Raw genomic sequence first — 13,607 nt, 5'->3', positions numbered from 1 at the left:
GTCCTCTGGGTTCACTTGCGGCCTCCTCGTGGGTCGAGCGCGGCCCGGAGTCCGTCGCCGAGCAGGTTCAGGCCCACCACGGCGAGGATCAACGCGGCACCGGGGGCGTAGAGCATCCACGGAGCGACGCTGGTCAGCGTCTGCGCCTCATAGATCATGCCGCCGAGCGAAGCCGCCGGGGGAGGCGTGCCGAAACCGAGGAAGCTGAGCGCCGCCTCGGTCAGGATCGCCCACGACAGCGACAGGGTGACCTGGACGACCAGGATGCCGAGGATGTTCGGGAGCACGTGCACGAAGAGGGTGGAGAGCCGAGTGCGGCCGACGGCCGTAGCGGCGAGCACGTACTCGGCGTGGCGCAGCGTCAGGACAGGGCCGCGGGCGACTCGCGCGAAGATCGGGAGATAGACCACGGCGATCGCGATCGCCACCGTCAGCCAGCTGCGTCGCAGGGTGGCGGCCAGGGCGAGAGCGAGCAGGAGCGAGGGGAAGGCGAACAGCACGTTGGTGATCACGCCGACCGCCCGGTCGAGGATTCCTTGGTAGTAGCCGGCCAGGATCCCGAGCAGCACCCCGCCGAGCGCCGCCACGGTCACCGAGACGATCGCGACGCGCAGCGAGTTGGCCAGGCCGGAGCAGACCCGCGCGAAGATGTCCCGGCCGAACTGGTCGGTGCCGAACCAGTGGCTCCCGCTCGGAGCCTGAAGGGCATCGGGCACGTTCTGGGCGGCCGGATCCGGTCCGACCCCGACCGCGGCGAAGACCGCGAGCGTCGTCACGATCGTCATCAGGACGAGGCCGACGATCCCGCCCGGCGTACGAAATGCCTGGCGCCACCGGCCGGAGGCCCGCGTCGTGGGGACCTCAGGCACCTCGTGCATGTCTGCTGCCGCGCTCATTGAACTCGCACCCTCGGGTCGACCAGCCGGTAGATGACGTCGGTGAGGAGGTTGACCAGGACGAACATCACCGCGATCACCAGCACCGTCGACTGGACCACGGCGTACTCCTTCTGCTCGAGGCCGAGCAGCACCTGGCGCCCGATGCCGGGGATCGCGAAGATCTGCTCGACCACCAGGGCCCCGCCGAGGAGGAAGCCGAACTGCAGGCCGCTCATCGTCACCACCGGGATCAACGCGTTGCGGAGGATGTGTCGCACCTGCAGCCGTCGGGCCGGCACGCCTTTGGCACGGGCGGTCCGGATGAAGTCCTCCGAACGGACGGTGAGGATCGCGGCGCGGGTTGTCTGAAGGATCGGCGGGGCGATGCTGATCCCGAGGACGAGCGCAGGTAGCAGCATCTGCTGCAGGTTGAGGACCGGGTCCTCGCTGAGTGTGCGGTAGCCCTCGCCGTTGGGATACCAGCCGATCGTGTTCACCAGCCAGCTCGACACCGCGGCGGCGAGCAGGAACGACGGCACCGACAGTGCGACCAGGCTGGTCAGCTGGCTGATCTGGTCGCGCGCACGTCCGGGGCGGCTCGCTGCCAGCATCCCGCCCGGTACGCCGAGGACGAGGCCGATCCCGATGGCGAGCACGGCCAGCTCGATGGTGTTCGGCAGGGACTGGGCGGTCATCGACAGCACGCTCAGGTGTGAGGTCGCCGAGACCCCGAGGTTGCCGGTGAGCACGCCGCCGAGCCACCCCAGGTACTGGGACAGGAGCGGCTCGTTGAGGCCGTAGTAGGCCTCCAGCGCCTGCAGCTGCTCCGGGGAGAGGTCACCTGCAGCCGTGCCGTACGCCGCGGTGATCTGGTCCCCGGGGACCACCCGCAGCAGCACGAAGGTGAGTATCGAGACCCCGATGAGCGTCACCGCCGCCTCCCCGGCACGCCGTGCCACCGGGTGGCGCCCGAGAGCGCCGGCCCGGTGAGTCAGGCTCGATACGGCGCTCAGGAGACCGACGCCTTCCACAGCGTCGCGATCGAGGCGTCAGTGCGCGCCTCCAGGTCCTTGACGCGCTTGTTGGTCACGACGTACATCTCCGGGGTGAACAGCCACACCCAGGCCGCCTGGTCGACCAGCTGCTGGGAGATCTCCGCGTAGATCGGCTTGCGGGCAGCGGTGTCAGTAGTGGCGATGCCCTCGGCGAAGAGCTTGTCGAGCTCCGGTGTGCTGTAGCCGGCGACCTTGTTGAAGCTGCCCGCCTTGGTGAAGTAGCGGCCGTACATCGTGTTCGGGTCCGAGCTGCCGCCGTTCATCGCGATCGCGGCATCGAAGTCGGCCGCCAGCCAACGCTCGACGTAGGCGTTGGAGTCCAGCGCCTCGACCTCGACCTTGATCCCGACCTTGCCGAGCTGTGCCTGGAGGTTCTGCGCCTCGTCCACCGCGGTGGAGTAGAGACCCTGGGAGGTCATCAGGTTCAGCGTGAACCCGTTCGGCTTGCCCGCCTTGGCCAGGTAGTCCTTCGCCTTGTCGAGGTCCTGCTCGGGGCACGGTTGCGCCTCCGGGTCGGAGCGGTACTCCGGCGAGGTGATCGGTCCGCTCGGCTTACCCGATCCCAGAGCCGCTGAGTCGATCACGTCCTGGCGGGAGATGGCGCACTGGATCGCGAGCCGGGCGTTGGGGTCCGACAGCGTCGGTGAGGTCGCCCGCAGCTGCAGCACGTGGTACGACAGCGAGTCGACCGTCATGCTCGTGGTCTCGGCCGAGGTCGCCGTCTTGGCGGTCACCGGGTTGTCGAAGATCGCCACGTCCACCGAGCCGGTCTTCAGCGAGGAAACCATCGACTGCTCGTCGGGGATGACGCGGAACTCGACCGTCGCCGCGCCGGGTTCGCCCGCGAAGTAGTCGGCGTTGCGCGAGAGCGTGATCGACTCGTTCGGGGTGCGGCTCTTGAACTGGTAGGGCCCCGAACCGACCGGCTTGGACTCCAGGCTCTTCTGGTCCACGTCGGACGGAACGATCGCGGTGTTCACCCCGGTGAGTCCGGAGACGAAGGAGGCGTCGGGCTGCTTCAGGGTCACCACGACGGTCTGCGGGTCAGGCGCCTCGATGCCGGCCACAGAAGCGAAGTACGACGCCGAGCTCGCGCTCGAGGCGGGATCGATGATCTTCTCGTAGGTGTACTTCACATCGGCGGAGTCGAGGGCGGACCCGTCCCCGAAGGTGACGCCGTCCTGGATGGTGAACGTGTAGGTCTTCCCGTCCTCCGAGATCTCCGGCAGCTCCGCGAGCCCGGCCTCCGGGACGCCATCCGCGTCGGTGTTGAGCAGGGGGCTGTAGATCTGCGACAGGACCTGGATCGACTGGGTCGAGGTCGCGGTCCAGGGGACCATCTGCGCTGGGTCGGCAGAGATCCCGAAGACGAGGGTGCCGTTGGCATCAGCGGTCTCTTCGCCGCCGCTGCCGCAGCCGGCGAGGCCGGCTGCGAGCAGGCTGGCCGCGAGGGCGGTGGCGACCGTTGCGTGGGTGCGTTGTCCGTGTCGTCGCTGCGTGCTCACGGATCCTCCTAGGGTGGGGCCACGAGGTCGGGCTCTCACCTTCAGTGGCGTGCGCCCGCGGATCTCACGACCCTATGACAAAATGTTTCCGCTGCGACCCGTCATAGGTCAATTATTGACAACTTGTTGTGGTCGAGCCGAACGAGGAGACGATGAGCGAAGACATCCTGGTGCGCCTGCGGCAGGCCCTGCCCGGGCTACGGCCGAGCGAGCGCCGCCTTGCAGAGGCGGCCCTGGCGGATCCGGGCGCGATCGCCGCGCTGACCATCACCGAGCTCGCCAGTCGGCACGAATCCTCGACAGCCACCGTCACCAGGCTGTGTCGCAGCCTGGGGTTCAACGGATATTCGGCGTTCCGGCTGGCACTGGCCCGGGCGGGCGCGAACGAGGCCGGCCGCCGGATCGAGTTCGGCGTCTCCGAAGGGGACATCGACCCGGCTGACACGAGTCGGGACGTCGTACGCAAGCTCGCCTATCAGGAGGCGCGAGCCATCGAGGAGACCGCCGACAGACTCGACATCGACGAGCTCGACCGGGTCGTGGCGGCGATCACGACCGCCTCGGTCGTGGACGCCTACGGATCGGCATCCAGCGGCCTGGCCGCGCAGGACCTCCAGCAGAAACTGCGTCGTATCGGCTACCAGGTCAACGCCTGGGCCGACGCCCACCTCGCCCTCACCAGCGCCGCGGTGCTCCCGGCCGATGCCGTGGCCATCGCGTTCTCCCACTCCGGGGAGACCGAGGAGGCGATCTCCGCGCTGCACGCCGCCGCCGGCCGGGGCGCCTTCACCGTCGCCGTCACCAACTTCCCCGACTCCCCTTTGGCCGAGCTCGCCGACGCCACGCTCGCCACCGTCTCCCGTGAGACCCGGTTCCGCTACGGCGCGATGTCCAGCCGGATGGCCCAGCTCGTGATCGTCGACGCGATCTTCCTCGGCGTCGCGCGCGAGAATCCGGACGATGTCACCGCCGCGCTCGCGGCGACGCTGGACGCGGTTTCCGTCCGGCGCATCCACCCACCCAGAGGCTGAGCCTCCGTATCAGGCACCGCCCAGGTGCAGGGAGGCGTACGTCTCCTTGACGAAGCGGAGATGGCTCCAGGTCTGGACCTCGCGGACGCCGTCGAGCTCGCGGATGTGGTCGAGGACCCCGACGAGGTCGCCGGAGGTGGCGGTGTGGACCGTGAGCAGCGCGTCGTAGCGACCCAGGGTGCGGGCCACGAAGGTGACCGAGGGGAGCCGGGCGAGCTGCTCGGCGATCGGGCGGTGGGCGGCGCCGTCGAGACGGAGGCCGATCCCGGTCGCCGTACGCCGCTCCTGACCCGAGTGACGGACGACGGCGCCGACCCGGACGACGTTGCCGTCGAGCAGCCGGACCACCCGCCGGCGGGTGCCGGCGGGGGAGAGGCCGACGCTCGCGGCCAGGTCGACGTAGGAGGCGCGGCCGTTGGTCTGCAGCGCGCGCAGCAGGGCGTAGTCGGTCTCGTCGAGCGACCCGGCTGCGGGTGCGGGCCCGACCGGGGCGGCCACGTCGCGGATGACCTCGGTGTAGAGCAGGGTCTCGGTGGTGACGATGCCGTCGATGGCGCGCACCTCGGCGAGGGCATCGTCGATGCGGCCGATGTCGGTCGCCCGCAGCTCCAGGACCAGGGCATGCTGACCGCTGGTCATCGAGACCAGGGTGGTGTCCTCGCGCGCCGCGGCGGCCTGCGCGACCTGGGTCGCGGAGCCGTCCACGGTGACCGAGACGTGGGCGAGCACGTCATGCCCGAGGACCGCCGGGTGGACGACGCCGCGTACGTCGATGTGCCCCTCGGTCAGCAGCCGCTGGACCCGGGTGGCCGCGGCTGATCGGGAGAGGCCGACCTGGGCGGCGATCTCGCGGTGGGTGAGGCGACCGTCCTCCTCGAGCAGGACGAGGATCGCCTCATCGGTGCCGTCGAGGACGCCGGGCGTGATTTCGTTCGACATTTTTTGAGAGCGTCTCCAAGGTCAGATCGATCCTCTGGGACGTGGATCGGATGCCATTATGACGGATCCGCTAGATCTGACCGGCATATCAACAGCTATTACAGCCAGGTTAAGAACGAAACGATTGCGGGGGCGTTCCCGGTGCTCTTACAGTGACGCAGATCTCGGCCCCCTCGACCCGCATCCCAGGAGACCCGGTGCCCATGGACCCGATCACCAGCACGCCGCACCAGCCGCCGCCCAAGGTCACCGAGGTCGAGCAGCACGGCGTCGAGCCGATCCCCGACCCCGAGCGCAGCGCCCGCCCGCTCGACCTGTTCCGACTCACCTTCGGCGGCGCCAACACGATCGCCACCGTGGTGCTCGGCAGCTTCCCGATCCTCTTCGGGCTCTCCTTCGCGCACGGCCTGATGGCCACGCTGCTCGGGCTGTTGCTCGGCGCGGTCGTTCTCGCCCCGATGGCGCTGTTCGGCCCGCGCAACGGCACCAGCAACTCGGTCAGCTCCTCGGCCCACCTCGGCGTGCACGGCCGGATCGTCGGCTCGTTCCTCTCCCTGCTCACCGCTCTCGCGTTCTTCTCGATCTCGGTGTGGAGCTCGGGCGACGTGCTCGTCGGCGGCGCCAACCGCGCGGTCGGGCTGCCGGAGAACGACCTGACCCTGGCGCTGGCGTACGGCCTCTTCGCCGTGCTCGTCCTGGTCGTGTGCATCTACGGCTTCCGGTTCATGCTGCTGGTCAACAAGATCGCCGTGATCGCCGCGACCCTGCTCTTCCTGATCGGCATCGTCGCCTTCGCCGGCGACTTCGACCCCGGCTACGCCGGTGCGTTCGGCTCCGGTTCGGAGGCGTTCGGCGAGCCCGGCTTCTGGGCGGCCTTCGTCGGCTCGGCGCTGATCGTGATGTCCAACCCGGTCAGCTTCGGCGCCTTCCTGGGGGACTGGGCCCGCTACATCCCGCGCGAGACCTCCGGACGCTCCTCGATGGCCGCCGCGTTCCTGGCGCAGATCGCCACCCTCGTACCGTTCTGCTTCGGGCTGGTCACCATGACGATCATCGCCACCCGCGAGCCCGAGATCTTCGCATCTGGCGCGTACGCCTCCGGCCTGCTCGCGATCGCGCCGGGCTGGTACTTCGTCCCGGTCGCCCTGATCGCTCTGATCGGTGGCATGTCGACCGGCACCACCGCGCTCTACGGCACCGGGCTGGACTTCTCCAGCGTCTTCCCGCGCTTCAGCCGCGTCCAGTCGACGGTGCTGATCGGCGTCTTCGCGATCGGGGTGATCTTCATCGGCCGGTTCGTCTTCGACGTGGTCTCCAGCATCTCCGCCTTCGCCGTCCTCATCGTCAGCTGCACAGTGCCCTGGATGATGGTGATGATGATCGGCTGGTACGTCCGGCGCGGCTGGTACGACTCCGACTCCCTGCAGGTCTTCAACCGCCGCCAGCGCGGGGGCCGCTACTGGTTCGCCCACGGCTGGAACTGGCGCGGCCTCGCCGCCTGGCTGATCGCAGCCGCCGTCGCGCTCACCTTCGTGAACCTGCCCGGCCAGTTCGTCGGTCCGGCCGCACCGCTGATCCCCGGCGGGGTCGACATCTCCATCCCGCTCGGCATGGGGCTCGGCGCGCTCCTCTACCTCGGCCTGCTCTTCGCCTTCCCTGAACCGCGCGACGCCTACGGTCCCGAAGGAGCCCGGCTGGTGCCGACCGCACCGGCTGCGAACACCCCGGTCACCTCGGTCGACGGGCCCGTGCCCGCTGCCACCGTCGTCGGCTGATCCACCCCGCCACACCGCACCATGCAAGGAGAACCACCCATGCCCATCGGGCCCGTCGACGCCTCCAAGAACCCCCGCTACGCCGGCTTCGCGACGTTCGCGCGGCTGCCCCGCCTCGACCAGGTGGAGCACGCCGACATCGCGGTCGTCGGAGTGCCGTTCGACACCGGCGTCTCCTACCGTCCGGGCGCCCGCTTCGGCCCGGCGCACGTACGGGAGTCGTCGCGACTGCTGCGTCCCTACAACCCGGCGCTGGACGTCTCGCCGTTCGCCTCGGCCCAGGTGGTCGACGCGGGCGACATCGCGGCCAACCCGTTCCACATCGAGGAGGCGCTCGACACCGTGCAGGCCTCCGCGCTCGAGCTCACGGCCGGCGGCACCCGGCTGGTGACGATCGGCGGCGACCACACCATCGCCCTACCGCTGCTGCGGGCCGCCGCCGAGCGGCACGGCCCCGTCGCGCTGGTGCACTTCGATGCCCATCTGGACACCTGGGACACCTACTTCGGTGCCGAGTACACCCACGGCACCCCGTTCCGGCGGGCCGTGGAGGAGGGCATCCTCGACACCGAGGCGCTGTGCCACGTCGGCACCCGCGGCCCGCTCTACGGCAAGAAGGACCTCGAGGACGACCGTCGCTTCGGCTTCGGGATCGTCACCTCCTCCGACGTCTTCCGGCAGGGCGTCGACGAGGTCGTCGAGAAGATCAAGCAGCGGGTCGGCAACCGGCCCGTCTACGTCTCGGTCGACATCGACGTCCTCGACCCGGCGCACGCCCCCGGCACCGGCACCCCCGAGGCCGGCGGGCTCACCTCCCGCGAGCTGCTCGAGATCCTGCGCGGCTTCGTCGGCCTGAACCTGATCGGCGCCGACGTGGTCGAGGTCGCGCCGGCGTACGACCATGCCGAGCTGACCGGAGTCGCGGCCTCTCACGTGGCCTACGACCTGGTCTCGCTGCTCGCGATGCGCCATCTGGGTGGAGTGTGATGGGGCGCAACGGCGGCGACGTCACCGTCGAGAGCCTGACCGCTCTCGGTGCGACGTACGTGTTCGGGATCCCGGGCCAGCACGCGCTGGGTCTCTTCGATGCCATCCGCCGCAGCGACCTGTCCTTCGTCTCCTCCCGGGTCGAGAACAACTCGGTCTTCGCCGCCGACGGATACGCCCGTACGACCGGCCAGGTCGGCGTGGTGTTCTGCTCCACCGGACCCGGGGCGCTCACCGCGCTGGGCGCCCTCCAGGAGGCGTACGCCGCGTGCGTCCCGATCCTGATGATCACCAGCCAGATCCCGCGCGACGGGCTCGGCGGTGCCCGGAAGGGCTACCTGCACCAGCTCGACGACCAGCAGACCAGCGCCCGCAACGTCACCAAGACCACCGCCGTCGTCCGGGACGCTGCCGCCATCCCCGGCGTGCTCGCCGATGCGTGGGCCACCGCCCAGGAGACGCCGGCAGGGCCGGTGTGGGTCGAGATCCCGCAGGACGTCCTCCTCGAGGACGTCACGGTGCCGCCTGTCACCGGTCTGACCGCAGCGGTGCCCGCGCCGCGCCGGCCTCGGCCGGAGGCCGCCGCGGAGGCCGCTCGGCTGCTGGCTGCGGCCCAGCGCCCGGTGATCCTCGCCGGGGGAGGCGTACGCCGCTCCGCCGGAGCCCCGCAGGCGCTGGTCGCCATCGCCGAGCTTCTCGATGCGCCGGTGGTCTCGACCGCCGGCGGCAACGGCTCGATCCCGCTCACGCACCCGCTGAGCGCGGGCGCGTGGATCGAGGACCGGTTCACCACCGACCTGCTCGACGACGCGGATGTCCTGCTCGCGATCGGCACCTCGTTCGGCGAGGTGACCAGCAACTACGGCACCTTCGTCCCTCGTGGCCGGGTGATCCAGGTGGACGCCGAAGCCCGCGTGCTCGGCTCCAACCACGACGTGCTCGGCGTCCACGCCGACGCCGCTGCGGCCCTGACCGACCTGGCCGCGGCGCTTCCGGGTGCCGGTGCCGGCCCGGGCTCGAGGCGATCCGGTGCGCAAGTCGCGCAGGATCTCCGCACCCGGGTTCAGGCCCGGCTCGACGACCAGGACCTCGCCGCCGAGCAGCGGCTGCTCGCCGACCTGCGTGCGGCCGTGCCCGACGACACCGACACCTTCTGGGACATGACCATCGCGGCGTACTGGGCCTGGTCGGCCTGGGACTCACGCTCCGGCGGCTTCCACACCGCGCAGGCGTCCGGCGGCCTCGGTCCGGCCTTTCCCTCGGCGATAGGCGCAGCGGTCGGGACCGGACGGCGTACGTTCGCGGTCACCGGCGACGGCGGCGCGATGTACTCCATCGCCGAGCTCGCCACCGCCCGCCAGCACGACGCCGACGTCACCTGGCTGATCATCGACGACGGCGGCTACGGGATCCTGCGCGAGTACATGACCGGAGCCTTCGGTGCCGCCACCGCCACCGAGCTCGCCCGTCCCGACTTCGTCCTGCTGGCCGAGGCGTTCGGCATCCCCGTCCACGCCGCGACCCCCGAGACCGTCGGCGAGATCGTCGCCGCCACCTTCGCCACCAGCGGCCCCGCTGTCGTGGTTCTTCCGACCATCCTCCGCATGTTCGCCCCCAGCTGATCGGACCTCTCATGGATCTCGCCATCATCGTCATCTACCTCGCCGCCATGGTCGCCTTCGGCTGGTGGGGCAAGTCCCGGACCAAGGACAGCTCCGACTTCCTCGTCGCCGGCCGCCGGCTCGGACCGGTGCTCTACACCGGCACCCTGTCCGCGCTCGTCCTCGGCGGAGCCTCGACCGTCGGCGGGGTCGCGCTCGGCTATGAGTACGGTCTCTCCGGGGCGTGGCTGGTGGCGGCGATCGCCCTCGGTGTCCTGGCGCTCAGTCTGTTCTTCGCCGGGAAGATCCAGCGGCTACGGATCTTCACCGTGGCCCAGATGCTGGCACTGCGCTACGGGGTCGGCGCGACCGCTGCCTCGGGCGTGGTCATGGTGGCGTACACGCTGATGCTGGCGGTCACCTCCACGATGGCGTATGCGACCGTGTTCAACGTCCTGTTCGGGACCGACCGGGTCGTCTCCGTGCTGATCGGCGGCGTCATCGTGGTTATCTACTCCACGATCGGCGGGATGTGGTCGATCACCCTGACGGACATGGTGCAGTTCGTCCTGCAGACCGTCGGCATCTTCGTACTGCTGCTGCCCTTCACCTGGAACCACGCCGGCGGTCTCGACGGGATCAAGGCTCGGGCGGCGGACTCCGCGTTCGAGCTCGGCGCGATCGGCACCGGCACCGTGATCACCTACATCGTCGTCTACACCTTCGGGATGCTGATCGGGCAGGACATCTGGCAGCGGGTCTTCACCGCCCGCTCGCCGCAGGTCGCGCGCTGGGGCGGCACCGCGGCCGGTGTCTACTGCCTGCTCTACGGGGTGGCCGGCGCGCTGATCGGCACCGCGGCCTCCACGTTCGTCACGGTCGAGGACCGCAACGACGTCTACGCCACGATCGCCGAGTCGATCCTCCCGGTCGGCGTCACCGGCCTGGTGCTCGCCGCGGCGGTGGCCGCGATGATGTCGACCGCCTCGGGCGCCCTGATCGCGACGGCGACTGTGGCCCGCACCGACGTGCAGCCGCTCCTCGCCCGGCTGATCGGACGCACCCCCGCGCGCGTCCAGGACGAGGCGGAGAACCCCGAGCACGACGTGCTGGCCAACCGGATCTACGTCGTCGCGATCGGCATCGTCGTCGTTGTCATCGCCTCCCTCCTCAGCGACGTCGTCTCAGCGCTGACGATCGCCTACGACATCCTCGTCGGTGGCCTCCTCATCCCGATCCTCGGCGGCTTCCTCTGGCGCCGAGCGACGGGCGCGGCCGCGGTGGCGGCGATGGCCGCCGGCACCGCCGCGACCCTGGCGACGATGGCGATCGTCGGCGACGTCCTCGCCAACGAGCCGGTCTACGCGGGCCTCGCGGTCAGCGCCGTGGCGTACGTCGTGGTCAGCCTGCTCACCCGCCCGACCGACCCCGCGGTGATGCGGGAGTGGACCGATCGGCTCGCAGGTCGAGAGACCTCGGACCGAGCCACGTTCACGTCCCGATGAGGCCGAGCTGGATGGCGATGGGGGAGAGCGAGAAGCCGCCGGCGACGAGGACGGCGACGGCCATGGCGGCCGCCTTCGCTGCCTGACGCCGCTTGGCGGTCAGCGTCCAGCCGAGGGTCTGCAGGGAACTCCAGGTGCCGTGCCACAGGTGCATCCCGAGGACGAGCATCGCGGCGAGGTAGAGGGCGGTGGACCACCAGACGCTGAACGTGTCGACCACCAGGTTGAACGGGTCGTTCGTCGGGCCTCCGCGTACGTTGACCTTGCCGATCGTGAAGTTGACCAGGTGCCATCCGAGGAAGAGGAAGATCACCAGGCCACCGGTGAGCATCGTGCGGGAGGCGAGCGACGAGGCGCGCCGCGGCGGCCGGGCGGCGTAGCGGCCCGCCGCACGGCGGGCGCGGCGGGCGAGGACGATCGCGCTGGAGACATGCGCCACCAGCGCGCCGATCAGCCCGACGCGCATGATCCAGAGCAGTCCGGAGCGGGGGAAGATCGGCTCGCCCAGCGTGCGCAGGTGCTCGGCGTACTCGTTGTAGGCATCGTGGCCGCTGAACGCCTTCAGGTTGCCGTAGACGTGACCGAGCACGAACGCGATGAACAGCAGGCCGCTGATGGCCATGACGAGCTTCAGCGTGATGGTCGACGACCAAGCCCGGCGTCGCGATATCGAGGTGTGCACACCCAGTTGACCGGGCAGGGTGGCCATCTGTGACACCTGATCGCCGAACCATCTGAAAATGAGCATTGTCAAATTCGCTGGGTCGTCTTAGGGTCGGCGTTGTCCGGTTCGCCTGGAGAGAATTCGCCTGGAGAGAAGTGGTCTGTCATGGTCAAGCGTTCTGCTGTCATCCGTGCCGTCGTGGTGCTGCTCGCGGCATCGACCCTGCTGATCGCCCCACCGGCGCAGGCGGCGGGAGGCGTCAACGACGCCGCGTGCCGGCCATCGGCCGACCACCCCAACCCGGTCGTCTTCCTGCACGGCCTGGGAGCCAACAAGGACGAGGACCTCAACTTCCTCCAGGCCGACGTGGCAGCGCAGGGTTACTGCACCTACAGCCTGACCTACGGCACCGGTGCGTACGGCCCGTTCGTCGGAGGCGTCGGGGACATCGCCAGGTCGGCTGCTCAGATCAGGGCCTTCGTCCAGGAGGTGCTGGCGCAGACCGGCGCCGCGAAGGCCGATCTGGTCGGCCACTCCGAGGGAGGGTTCCAGACCCTCTACGTCACCAAGACGCAGGGCATCTCCGATCGGATCGACAAGGTCGTCGCCATCGCGCCGCCGACCCACGGCACCACGTTCGCCGGTCTCTACCGGCTCGGCATGGCACTGGGCGCCGAGGAGCTGGTCGGACGGGTCCTGACGACCTTCGGCTGCGTCGCCTGCACCCAGCTGGTCACCGACGGCAGCGCCGTACGCACCCTGACGAGCGGCCCGATCGCGCAGCCCGGCGTGACGTACACGATCATCCAGTCGAGGTACGACGAGCTGGTCACGCCCACCGAGACCGCGTTCGTGCGCGAGCCGGGCGTCACCAACACCTACGTGCAGGACGTCTGCCCGTACGACCCGGTCGGCCACATCGGCGAAGCCTACGACACCAACGTCTGGCACCTGGTGAAGAACGCGCTCGACCCGGCCGGCGCCGCTCCCTTCGTCTGCTCGGTCGGATCGCCCGGCTGATGGCGCAGGAGGGCCGTTCGTACGGCGGGCTGACCCGCGAGGAGCGTGACGCCCAGCGACGCCAGCGGCTGCTGGAGACCGCCAAGGAGATCATCGGCACGCAGGGTTACGCGGCGACCACGATCCCGGGTGTCTGTGCCGCGTCGAAGGTGTCGACGCGACACTTCTACGAGATCTATCCCGGCAAGGAGGATCTCTTCGTCGACCTCTACGACCGGATCACCGCCGACTCCTACGCCCGAGTGGCGGCATCGTTGGCGGCGACTGCCGGTGAGCCGATCTTCGAGCGGGTGCCGGCAGCGGTGCTGGCCTATCTCGACCCGATGCTCAAGGACCCCCGCGTCGCCCGGATCGCGTTCGTGGAGATCATGGGCGCGAGCCCACGCATCGAGAAGCTCCGGCTCGACTACCGCGAGACCCTGGTCGACATCGTGGGCACCGAGTGCACCGCCTCCGTGGGCCGGGGCGAGATCCTCGATCGTGACTGGCGCTTCGCCGCGCTGTCTCTCGTGGGTGCGGTGACCGCCATCGTCTACGACTGGGCGCTGCATCAGCCGCGCTCGAGCCGCGAGGCGCTGGAGACCCAGCTGGCCGATCTCGCGCTCGTCCTGCTGACCGCCGACCCGCCGCGCTAGGTTCGCCCGTCT

General features: G+C 69.8%; 12 protein-coding genes. 7 read left to right on the top strand and 5 right to left on the bottom strand.

The window, feature by feature from the left end; genetic code table 11:
* Positions 1 to 11 precede the first annotated feature (11 nt).
* The 3 genes from OG801_RS03820 to OG801_RS03810 form a co-directional block, all read right to left on the bottom strand.
* A complete protein-coding gene (locus OG801_RS03820) occupies positions 12 to 896 on the bottom strand; it encodes an ABC transporter permease (RefSeq protein WP_406033763.1) in 885 nt (294 codons plus the stop codon).
* A complete protein-coding gene (locus tag OG801_RS03815) occupies positions 893 to 1,810 on the bottom strand; it encodes an ABC transporter permease (protein WP_406033761.1) in 918 nt (305 codons plus the stop codon). Before OG801_RS03815 ends, OG801_RS03820 begins: the two co-directional genes overlap by 4 nt.
* A 77-nt stretch (positions 1,811 to 1,887) precedes the next feature.
* Positions 1,888 to 3,438 carry an ABC transporter substrate-binding protein gene (locus tag OG801_RS03810; RefSeq protein ID WP_406033759.1) on the bottom strand — a complete coding sequence of 517 codons (1,551 nt, stop codon included), beginning with the start codon at positions 3,436 to 3,438 and terminating at the stop codon, positions 1,888 to 1,890.
* A 152-nt stretch (positions 3,439 to 3,590) separates the two neighbouring features.
* On the opposite strand from OG801_RS03810, the gene OG801_RS03805 reads away from it, so the two are divergent.
* The gene (locus OG801_RS03805; protein ID WP_406033758.1) at positions 3,591 to 4,469 is read left to right on the top strand and encodes a MurR/RpiR family transcriptional regulator; all 879 of its coding nucleotides are present in this window, start codon (positions 3,591 to 3,593) and stop codon (positions 4,467 to 4,469) included.
* 9 nt (positions 4,470 to 4,478) lie between these two features.
* Here the strand turns inward: OG801_RS03805 and OG801_RS03800 are convergent, their stop codons facing one another.
* Positions 4,479 to 5,408: an Lrp/AsnC family transcriptional regulator gene (locus OG801_RS03800; RefSeq protein ID WP_406033756.1), complete on the bottom strand. Its 930-nt coding sequence runs from the start codon at positions 5,406 to 5,408 to the stop codon at positions 4,479 to 4,481.
* Between the two features lie 203 nt (positions 5,409 to 5,611).
* On the opposite strand from OG801_RS03800, the gene OG801_RS03795 reads away from it, so the two are divergent.
* Genes OG801_RS03795 through OG801_RS03780 form a run of 4 tightly spaced genes read left to right on the top strand, consistent with a single transcriptional unit; the run spans position 5,612 to position 11,276 of the window.
* The gene (locus tag OG801_RS03795) at positions 5,612 to 7,183 is read left to right on the top strand and encodes a purine-cytosine permease family protein (RefSeq protein WP_406033754.1); all 1,572 of its coding nucleotides are present in this window, start codon (positions 5,612 to 5,614) and stop codon (positions 7,181 to 7,183) included.
* A 39-nt stretch (positions 7,184 to 7,222) separates the two neighbouring features.
* Positions 7,223 to 8,170 (top strand): agmatinase, encoded by a 948-nt coding sequence (speB, locus tag OG801_RS03790; protein ID WP_355019830.1) that lies wholly within the window; start codon positions 7,223 to 7,225, stop codon positions 8,168 to 8,170.
* A complete protein-coding gene (locus tag OG801_RS03785; protein WP_406033751.1) occupies positions 8,170 to 9,792 on the top strand; it encodes a thiamine pyrophosphate-binding protein in 1,623 nt (540 codons plus the stop codon). The genes speB and OG801_RS03785 overlap by 1 nt, the downstream gene beginning before the upstream one ends.
* An 11-nt stretch (positions 9,793 to 9,803) precedes the next feature.
* On the top strand, positions 9,804 to 11,276 hold the full coding sequence (locus tag OG801_RS03780; protein ID WP_355019832.1) for a sodium:solute symporter: 1,473 nt from the start codon (positions 9,804 to 9,806) through the stop codon (positions 11,274 to 11,276).
* On the opposite strand, the gene OG801_RS03775 is transcribed toward OG801_RS03780, so the two are convergent.
* Complete coding sequence (locus OG801_RS03775; protein ID WP_355019833.1) at positions 11,263 to 11,985, bottom strand: succinate dehydrogenase cytochrome b subunit; 723 nt, start codon at positions 11,983 to 11,985, stop codon at positions 11,263 to 11,265. The two genes, OG801_RS03780 and OG801_RS03775, sit on opposite strands and share 14 nt — an antisense overlap.
* Before the next feature lie 120 nt (positions 11,986 to 12,105).
* Between OG801_RS03775 and OG801_RS03770 the strand changes: the two genes are divergently transcribed.
* Together OG801_RS03770 and OG801_RS03765 are read left to right on the top strand one after the other, a co-directional pair.
* Positions 12,106 to 12,960: an esterase/lipase family protein gene (locus OG801_RS03770; protein ID WP_406033748.1), complete on the top strand. Its 855-nt coding sequence runs from the start codon at positions 12,106 to 12,108 to the stop codon at positions 12,958 to 12,960.
* Positions 12,960 to 13,595 carry a TetR/AcrR family transcriptional regulator gene (locus OG801_RS03765; protein ID WP_406033746.1) on the top strand — a complete coding sequence of 212 codons (636 nt, stop codon included), beginning with the start codon at positions 12,960 to 12,962 and terminating at the stop codon, positions 13,593 to 13,595. The genes OG801_RS03770 and OG801_RS03765 overlap by 1 nt, the downstream gene beginning before the upstream one ends.
* Positions 13,596 to 13,607: the final 12 nt, after the last annotated feature.

The organism is Nocardioides sp. NBC_00163 (assembly GCF_045206295.1).
Taxonomy (GTDB): Bacteria; Actinomycetota; Actinomycetes; order Propionibacteriales; family Nocardioidaceae; genus Nocardioides.
Note: the sequence above shows the minus strand (reverse complement) of the source record. Positions and strands in the feature narration are given on the sequence as shown.